The organism is Candidatus Krumholzibacteriota bacterium, from assembly GCA_016931295.1.
In the GTDB taxonomy this organism is placed as follows: Bacteria; Krumholzibacteriota; Krumholzibacteriia; order Krumholzibacteriales; family Krumholzibacteriaceae; genus JAFGEZ01.
The window spans coordinates 41,263-49,959 of the sequence record JAFGEZ010000020.1 but is presented as its reverse complement, the minus strand read 5'-3'; the positions used below and the strand labels follow the sequence as shown (position 1 = coordinate 49,959).

At 68.8% G+C, this 8,697-nt stretch carries 10 protein-coding genes; 2 read left to right on the top strand and 8 right to left on the bottom strand.

The genetic code is table 11. From position 1 onward, the window contains the following. Positions 1–171, bottom strand: a 171-nt coding sequence (locus JW876_05970) for a C69 family dipeptidase (protein ID MBN1885051.1), incomplete at its 3' end; no start/stop codon positions are given. Between the two features lie 346 nt (positions 172–517). Between JW876_05970 and JW876_05965 the strand changes: the two genes are divergently transcribed. Both JW876_05965 and JW876_05960 read left to right on the top strand, forming a co-directional pair. After that, positions 518–1,171, top strand: a complete 654-nt coding sequence (locus tag JW876_05965; protein MBN1885050.1) for a CDP-alcohol phosphatidyltransferase family protein — start codon at positions 518–520, stop codon at positions 1,169–1,171. 4 nt (positions 1,172–1,175) lie between these two features. Next, positions 1,176–1,826 carry an HAD-IB family hydrolase gene (locus JW876_05960; protein ID MBN1885049.1) on the top strand — a complete coding sequence of 217 codons (651 nt, stop codon included), beginning with the start codon at positions 1,176–1,178 and terminating at the stop codon, positions 1,824–1,826. A 19-nt stretch (positions 1,827–1,845) separates the two neighbouring features. Here the strand turns inward: JW876_05960 and JW876_05955 are convergent, their stop codons facing one another. From JW876_05955 to JW876_05925, 7 genes are read right to left on the bottom strand one after another with little or no spacing between them, the layout of a single operon-like run. Further along, a complete protein-coding gene (locus JW876_05955) occupies positions 1,846–2,949 on the bottom strand; it encodes an ABC transporter permease (protein ID MBN1885048.1) in 1,104 nt (367 codons plus the stop codon). A 1-nt stretch (position 2,950) separates the two neighbouring features. Next, the gene (locus JW876_05950) at positions 2,951–4,069 is read right to left on the bottom strand and encodes an ABC transporter permease (protein MBN1885047.1); all 1,119 of its coding nucleotides are present in this window, start codon (positions 4,067–4,069) and stop codon (positions 2,951–2,953) included. Further along, positions 4,066–4,803, bottom strand: a complete 738-nt coding sequence (locus JW876_05945) for an ABC transporter ATP-binding protein (protein ID MBN1885046.1) — start codon at positions 4,801–4,803, stop codon at positions 4,066–4,068. Before JW876_05945 ends, JW876_05950 begins: the two co-directional genes overlap by 4 nt. Then, positions 4,803–5,726, bottom strand: a complete 924-nt coding sequence (locus JW876_05940) for an ABC transporter ATP-binding protein (GenBank protein MBN1885045.1) — start codon at positions 5,724–5,726, stop codon at positions 4,803–4,805. Before JW876_05940 ends, JW876_05945 begins: the two co-directional genes overlap by 1 nt. A 27-nt stretch (positions 5,727–5,753) precedes the next feature. Next, entirely contained in the window at positions 5,754–6,629 is an 876-nt protein-coding gene (locus tag JW876_05935; GenBank protein MBN1885044.1) for an efflux RND transporter periplasmic adaptor subunit, read from the bottom strand. A gap of 47 nt (positions 6,630–6,676) precedes the next feature. Then, positions 6,677–7,999 carry a TolC family protein gene (locus tag JW876_05930; GenBank protein MBN1885043.1) on the bottom strand — a complete coding sequence of 441 codons (1,323 nt, stop codon included), beginning with the start codon at positions 7,997–7,999 and terminating at the stop codon, positions 6,677–6,679. After that, positions 7,992–8,645, bottom strand: a complete 654-nt coding sequence (locus JW876_05925) for a TetR family transcriptional regulator (GenBank protein ID MBN1885042.1) — start codon at positions 8,643–8,645, stop codon at positions 7,992–7,994. The genes JW876_05930 and JW876_05925 overlap by 8 nt, the downstream gene beginning before the upstream one ends. Between the last annotated feature and the right edge of the window lie 52 nt (positions 8,646–8,697).

Genomic DNA, 8,697 nt, shown 5'->3' with positions numbered 1-8,697 from the left:
GTGGTAGAGCTCGCCGTAGAGCTCGTGCGAATCGGCGGCGTAGGTGATCATCGTCGAGCCGTCGGCCGACGCTTTCTTCGTGACGAGAAAATTGGTGCATGCCGCGGCGGGCGCGGCGGCGAGCGTCGCCGTCAAAACGAGTGCGAGGGCGATCGCCGTCGTGGTCTTCATGCTGCGGTTCCTCCTTGCGGGCGGGCTGCCGGGCGGCGGCGTCTTTTCCGAGCGCCGTCCCTCGTGTCAGGGCAAACGAACCGGGCGACGGGCGGCTGCCGCGCCGCCGTGCGCCCGGAACTGTTCTTCAGTATTGCCCTTGCGGGCGCCGGATTCAAGGGCCGATTTTCCGCGGGCCGCGCCGCCCGGCGGGAATTGCGTTGCCCGTTCCGCCGCATCGCGCGTACAATGCGTCCGGAACGGGGGACCGACCGACGACAGACGATCGCGCGGGGCGCCGGCCCCGCCGGACGGCGCCGCGTTTCGACCCGGCGGAACGCGCCGCGCGCCCGCGGAAGGTGAGGTCATGACCGCCAACATCATCACGCTCGCCCGCATCCTCTTCGTCTTCGTGGCCGTCTTCCTCTACGGAACCGACGTGCGCGGGCAGATCGCCGCCTTCCTCCTCACGCTCCTCGTCATCTGGATGGACGCCCTCGACGGGTGGGTGGCCCGGCGGCGCGGCACCTCCTCGGATCTCGGCGCCCTCCTCGACATCACGGGCGACCGCATCGTCGAGATGGTCTTCTGGGTCTATTTCGCCGTTACCGGCATGATCTCCCTCTGGATTCCCCTCGTCGTCATCGCGCGCGGCTTCCTGACGGACTCGATGCGGAGCCTCGCCTTCGCCGAGGGACAGACCGCCTTCGGGGAAAAGACGATGATGCGATCGCCCCTGACGCGCCTGCTCGTCGCCTCGCGTTTCAGCCGGGGACTGTACGGGGCGGCAAAGGCCGTCATCTTCTGCTGGCTCGGCGGCCTGATCGCCCTGCGCGGGGCGATAACCCGCTACGCGTTCGCCGTCCCCCGGGATCTCCTGGCGGGGCTCGAGCTCGCCGGCAGGATCCTCGCCTGGGTCGTGCTCGTCATGTGCCTTCTCCGGGGGCTGCCCGTCCTCTGGGACGGCCGGCGATACCTCCTCGAGAAGCGTTTTCCGCGGGATCTCCGCGACGGGGACTAGGCCGATGAAACGCACGCTCGCCCTCTTCGACATCGACGGCACCCTCCTGCCCGGCTGCTCGGCCGAGACGATCTTCATCCGCTGGCTCGCGGCCCGGGGCGTGCTGACACCCGCCGACGGCGCGCGGTGGGTCGGCCGCTTTCTGCGGACGCTTCCGCGGGGAACGGTGGCCGCGGCAAAGGCGAACAAGGGCTACCTGGCGGGAAAACGCCCGGAGACGATCCGGGCGATGGCGGCCGACTGCTACGCCCGGTCGATCGCGCCCCGCATCCCCGCCGCGGCGCGCCGGCTCGTGGCCGGCCACCGCGAAAGCGGGCGGCGGATCGTTTTCCTCTCGGGGACGCTCGATTGCCTGATCGAACGGTTCCGCGACGATCTCGGCGCCGACGAGGCGATCGGCTCGACGCTCCTCGTGCAGGACGGCAGATACACGGGCGACATCGAGGGGATCCATCCGTACGGCGGGGCGAAGGCGGAGATCGCGCGCCGCCGGTGGGGCGACGGCTCGTTCGACCTCGCCGGCTCCTGGGCCTACGGCGATCGCCCGTCCGATCTCGCGCTCCTCGCCCTCTTCGGCCACCCGGCGCTCGTCGATCCCGGGCGCCGGCTCGCCGCGGCGGTGAGCCGACGCGGCATCGAGATCGTCCGCTTCTGACCGCCCGCCCGCTCCCGCCTCACCCCACGCGTTTCCTGAAGGAGAAAGTACCGAGCGTGAATATCCCCGCGCCGAAGACGGCCATCGGCGCGAGGTCGCGCCAGAGTTCGCACAGCGGCGTGCCCTTCTGGAAGACGTCGCGGACGATCGAGACGAAATAGCGCATGGGGTCGAGCAGAGTGAGCGCCCGGACGCCGGCCGGCATGTTCTCGATCGGGATGAAGAATCCGCTCATCAGGATCATGAACATGACGAAGAACCACGCGACGAACATCGCCTGCTGCTGCGTCCCGGTGATCGTCGACACGAAGATCCCCAGGCCGATCGTCGTGGCGAGGTAGACGAAGGCGGCCGCGGCGAGATCGAGATAGCTGCCGTTCATCCGGATGCCGAAGACGAGCACGGCGACCGTCGTGACGACGGCCAGCTCGGCGTAGGAGAGGACGAGGAAGGGCGCGAGCTTTCCCGCGAGGAGCTGCCGCTTGCCCAGCGGCGTCACCAGGAGCTGCTCGAGCGTGCCGATCTCCTTCTCCTTGACGAGGCTCATCGCCGAGAGCATCAGCGGCAGGATCGTGAGGAGGACGACGACGATCGCCGGCACCATGTAGTCCTTGGAATCGAGATCGGGGTTGAACCACATCCGCTCCCGCATCGCGACCGCCGCGGCCGGCCGCAACCGGCCCGCCGGCGGCGCGACGGCGCCGGAGAGGATCCCGGCCGCGTATCCCATGGCGACGCTCGCCGCGTTCCCGTCGACCCCGTCCATGACGAGGCCGGCCTGCGGACGGAGCCCGCGCGCCAGGTCGCGCCCGAATCCGGGCGGGATCACGAGGCCCACCTGCGCTTCCCAGCCGCGCATGCCGTCCTCGATCGAGGCGAGGCCGCCCGCGGCGGGTCGGAGATCGAATCGATCGGTGTTCGCGAACGCGCGGACGATCTCCCGCGAGACCGCGCCGTTGTCGAGATCGACGACGACGAGATCGACGTGCTTGACCTCGGTGGTGATCGCGAAGGAGAGGACGAGCAGCTGGACGACCGGCATCAGGAAGATGATCGCCATCATCGGGCGATCCCTGAAGATCTGCCTGAACTCCTTGCGTACCATGACGAGGATCCGTCTCATCTCATCGCTCCAGTCTCAGGCCGAACCGGCGCACGGAGAACGCGAGCAGGACCGTCGTCATGACGGCGAGCGGCGCCACCTCGCGCCAGAGATGCGCGATGCCGCTTCCCTTCAGCATGATTCCCCGGATGATCAGGAGATAGTACCTCGCCGGCACGAGGTAGGTGACGAACTGCAGGGGGCGCGGCATCGAATCGATCGGGAACATCAGCCCCGAGAGCATGATCGTCGGCAGGAGCGTCGCGGTGAGGGCGAGCATGATCGCCACCTGCTGCGTGCGCGCCCGCGTCGAGATCATCAGCCCCAGACTCAGCGCCGTGAGGAGATAGAGGGTCGAGAGCGCGGCCATCAGCCAGACGCTCCCGCGGAAGGGAACGTCGAAGAGGAGGATGCCGAGCAAAAGCACGACGAGGCCGTCGAGGAATGCCAGGAAAATGTACGGCAGCACCTTGCCGAGGATGATCTCCCGCGGGCGGACCGGGGAGACGAGGATCTGTTCCATCGTCCCCGTCTCCTTCTCGCGGGCGATCGTGATCGAGGTGAGGAGCGCGCAGATCATCACCATGATCATCGCCACGATCCCCGGCACGAAGAAGAAGGCGCTCTCGAGATTCGCGTTGAAGAGGACGGCCGTCCGCGTCTCGAAGGGCGAAACCGCCCGGGGGCGGCGATCGGCGTCGAATGCCGCGATCACCCGGCCGGCGTAGTTCCTGACGAGCTCGGCCGTGTTCGGATCGGCGGCGTCGATGACGACCTGGACCTCGGCCGTCATCCCGCGCCCGAGCCGGCGCTGGAAATCGTGCGGCACGACGAGAGCGGCCCGCGCCGTCCTCGCGCGGAAGCGGTCGGCGATGTCGTCGACCGCCGCCTCGCGCGCGTCGAACGAGAAGAGATCGCTCCCGGCGAAGCGCTCGACGAGGAGCCGCGAATCGACCGAACGATCGTGATCGATCACGACGAGGGGGATCTCCCCGATCTCCATGTTGAAGGCGTAGCCGAAGAGGATGAGCTGGATGGTCGGCAAAAGGAAGACGATTCCCAGCGTCCGCGGGTCCTTCCAGATGTGCAGCAGCTCCTTGCGGGCGAGGGCGGCGATCCGCCCGAACGACGCGCGTTTCATCGCTCCCCCCCCTCCGCGGCGAGTTCGATGAAGACGTCGTGGACGCTCTCCTTGCCGAACCGCCGCTTCAGCGCCGTGGGACCGTCCAGCGCGATCACCGCTCCGGCGCGCATGATGGAGATCCGGTGGCAGTATTCGGCCTCCTCCATGAAGTGGGTGGTGACGAAGATCGTCTTGCCACGCTCGGCCTCCTCGTGGATCACGTCCCAGAAGGCGCGACGGACGCGGGGATCGACGCCGGAGGTGGGCTCGTCGAGGAAGAGGATGGCGGGATCGTGGAGAAGGGCCGTCCCGAGGGCGAGCCGCTGCTTGAATCCGAGCGGCAGATCGCGCGTCAGCGTCCGCGCGTGGCGCTCGAGGCCGAGGTACGCGAGCAGATCCTTCTTCCGCTCGCCGATCGCCGCGCCGGAAAGCCCGTAGATCCCGCCGTAGAACTCGATGTTTTCCTCGATCGTGAGATCCTCGTAGAGGGAGAACCGCTGGCTCATGTACCCGATCCGGCTCTTGATTTGCTCGCTGTCGCGGCGGACGTCGAACCCGGCGACGACCGCCTCCCCCGAGGTCGGCGAGAGGAGGCCGCAGAGCATCCGGATCATCGTCGTCTTGCCCGCCCCGTTCGCGCCGAGGAAGCCGAAGATTTCGCCACGGCGCACCTCGATGCTCACCCGGTTCACCGCGGTGAAATCGCCGAAGCGCCTCGTCAGATCCCTCGTGCGCACCATGACGCCGGTCATCATCGATCTCCCCTCAGGAGGTCGAGGAAGAGATCCTCGATCGACGGTTCGATCCGCGTCCATTCATCGAGACGGTCCCCGAGAACCGAGCGCCACTCTCCCAGTCGTTCCCGCGGGGGCTCGCCGTCGAAGGAGACGTGCAGGGAATCGCCGAAGAGCTGGATGTCGCGCGCCGCGCCGGTGTCGGCGAAGAAGGAGCGGAGCCCCCGCACGTCCCGTCCCGTGACGCGAAAGAGGGGCCAGGGATAGCGGCCTCTCAGCTCGGCGGGCGTGCCGAGCGCGATCGCGTCGCCATCGAAGACCAGGGCCACGCGGTCGCAGCGGTCCGCCTCGTCCATGTATGCCGTCGAGACGACGACGGTCGTCCCGTCGGCGCGGATCCGCCCGAGCAGCGACCAGAACTCTGTTCTGGAGACCGGGTCGACGCCGAAGGTCGGTTCGTCGAGAACGAGGACCTCCGGCCGGTGGACGAGGGCGCAGGAGAGCGCCAGTTTCTGCTTCATCCCGCCGGAGAGGGCGGCCGCCTTCCGCTTCCTGAAGGCCGCCATCCGCGAGAACCGGTAGAGCTCCTCGATCCGCTCGTCGCGATCGGCGGCGGGCACCCCGAAGAGGTCGGCGAAGAACCGCATGTTCTGCTCGACGGACAGGTCCGGATAGAGGGAGAACCGCTGCGGCATGTAGCCGAGAACGGCGCGGATGCCGTAGACGTCGCGCGAGACGTCCATGCCGCGCACGAGGATCCGTCCCCCGTCCGGCTCGAGGAGCGTGCACATCGACCTCATCAGCGTCGTCTTCCCCGCCCCGTCGGGACCGATGAACCCGAAGAGCTCCCCCTCCCCGATCGACAAAGTGATTCCCCGCACGGCCTCGACGTCGCCGTACCGCTTTTGCATCGCCTCGATTTGTATGGCGTCGGTCGCCATGCCGTCCCCTTCCCGGCCGGGCGGTCCCTACCGCCGCACCTCGACGGGCATCCCGTGCTTGAGAACGCCGTCGGGGTTGTCGATCGCCACCGTGACCGCGTAGACGAGGCTCGTCCTCGTCTCGGGCGTGAGTATCTGCTTCGGGGTGAACTCGGCCTTCGGGGAGATCCAGTCGACGACGCCGGCGAGTCGGCGATCGAGGCCGTCCGCGTGGACGCTCACCGTGTCGCCGACGGAGATCGAGGGAAGCGTCTCCTCCCCGACGTAGATCTTCACCTGGACCTCCGTCGTCTCGATCACCTCGAAGACCGCCTGCATCGCCGGCACGGCCTCGCCAGGCTCGAAATAGCATTCCGTCACCATGCCGCCGAGGGGGGCGACGATCGTCGCATCCCCGATGCGCTTGCCGATCGAGAGGAGCTGCGCCTCGAGCTGCATCCTCCTCGCCTCGACGGACCGCACCGCCTGCGACGACGTCTCGAGAGCCGACCCGGCGTTTTGCAGCGCGTTGGTCGCATCGTCCACGGCCTGCCGCGTGGCCGCCTTTTCCTCGAGCAGGCGGGCCAGCCTGTCGTGGCGCTCGCGCAAATAGTTACGCTCGCTGCGCGCGCGTTCGCGCGCCGTGAGGGCCGTCGCCTCCTGCACGGCCACCTCGTCGATCGCCGCGGAGAGCCTGCGCCGCTCGTACGAGAGCTCGGTCGTGTCGATCCTCGCCATCACCGCGCCCGCCGCGACGCGGCTCCCCTCGTCGACGAGCCGTTCCACCAGCAGGCCCCCGGTGAGCGCCGGCACCTGCACGCTCGTCGCCTCGACGACGCCGGTGTACCCGCCCTCCCCGTCGCCTGCGCACGAGCCGAAAAGAAGCGCAATCGCCGCCGCGGCGGCGCATCCGATCGCTTTCATTTGTCAACCTCCCGTGCCATCCGTTTTGTCGGTATCGGGCCCCGTGCTCAACCGCCGGGCCGGGGATCGATGCGCCCCGTCGCCCGGGCGAGCGTGGCCCTGCCCGCGAGAAGATCGATCCGGTCCCGCCTGAGACGCACCTCCGCCGACGTGAGCGATTCCTCCGCGTCACGCAGATCGTAGGAGGTGGCGAGACCTTCTCCGTACCGCTCGAGGACGATGCGGTACCGTTCCCGTTCCTGCGCGACGAGCCGGCGCTGCATGAGGAGCTGCTCCCGTGCGCCGGCGACCTCCTCCCACGCGGCGACGACCTCGCGGCGGACGTCTGCGGCGGCGGATTCGCGCTCGATGCGCGACATGCGGACGGCATGGTCGATCCGGCGGATCTCGTTCGCGCGCCGGCCGCGGTTCCACACCTCCCAGCGCAGTTCCACCGACAGCGAGTAGTAGTCCATCCAGTCCTCCGAGAAGAAATCCACGCCGGGGCGCGCGTAGTGCCACGAGGCGCCGGCGCGCACCTGCGGCCACCATGCGGACGCCGCCGCGGCGCGAAGGAATTCCTTTTCCCGGATCGCGTGCTCCAGCAGGGCCAGCTCCGGTCTGCAGGCGAGGGCCCGGGCGATGTGCTCGTCGAGCGGGGCGAGGTCGAGGGCCGCCTCGACGTCGCCGGTCGTTTCGATGGAGTCGACGGCCGGCAGATCGACGAGCGCGGCCAGCTCCGCCGCCGTCGCGCGGAAACGGCGGACGAGGCGCGCGAGGGCCGTCTTCGTCTCGAGAAGCCGACCCGAGACCTCGAGCGTGTCGTAGACCGAGGCCTGTCCCTGCCGGAGGAGCCGCCGCGCCAGCTGCAGGTGGCTGTCGATGCGCCGGACGCTCGAGGCGAGCGCCTCCTGCTCGTGGAGATTTCCCTCGAGGGTCCGGTAGAGGCGGTGGACTCCGTGCAGGACGGCATCGCGCAGGAGAGCGGTCTCGCCGAGCGCCTGCATGCGGCGCTCCCCGGCCGCGCGGATCTCGTTTCTCGTCCGGAATCCCGTGAAGACCGGCATGGAGACGGCCGCGGCGAAGTCGTAGGTGTCGCGGACGCCGATATCGATTCCACCCGGCCTCCCCGTCAGCCGGCCGAGATCCAGGCGGGCGAGCTCGGAGACCCGTGAGACCCCCGAGGAGACATGGAGCACGGGCCAGGCGGCGGCCCGCGCCGCGTCGATTTCGGCCGAGGCGGCCGCGACGCGCTCCTCCATGAGCATGAGCGAGAGGTTGCGCCGGGACGCCAGTTCCAGGCACCGTTCGAGCGACAGCGTCTCGGCGGCCGCGAGGACGGGAAACAGCGCGATCGCCGCGATCGACAACGCGCGGACCGGGCTACGCATCGCCCGCCTCCTTCCCGGCGCGGATGCCGCGCCACGCGAGTTCGAAGACCTCGTCTTTCCGCGTTTCGGCGAAGGCCGCATCTCCCGGATCGACGCCGGGGAAGACGGCCGAGAGTATCGGGGCGGCGAGATAGACGTACAGGCACATCCCCAGCACGCTGAAGAGGAGATGATCCGGGTCGACGGGCCTGATCCGTCTCCGGGCGACCTCCCTCGCCACGAGTCCGCGAAAGCGGTTGTAGACCGATTCGCCGGAACCCTCCATGATGACGCCCCGGATCACCTCCCGGGCCACCGGTCCGCCGCGCCCCAGCTCCCACGTGATGAAGCGAACGACCTGCGGATTGCCGGCGAGGCGGTCGATGATGGTGCCGATCATCCCCCGCAGGAACGCCTCGATATCGTCCGTTTCGGGGATCGAGCCGACGACGCCGCGGAGGAAGGCGGCGATCTCCCGCTCGAGGACGGTGCGGTAGAGCCGCTCCTTCGACCGGAAGTAGTAGTGGAGAAGGGCCTTGTTGATGCCGGCGGCGTCGGCGATCTCCTGCATGCGGGCGCCGGCCTGCCCGGCGCGAAGAAACACGCCGGTGGCCGCCTCGAGGATCCGCTCCTCGGTCGTTCGCCCCCGCCCCGTCGAGTCCGGCATGCGCGCCCCCCGGATTAACCAGATAATTTAACCATCAAGTCAAATTATATAC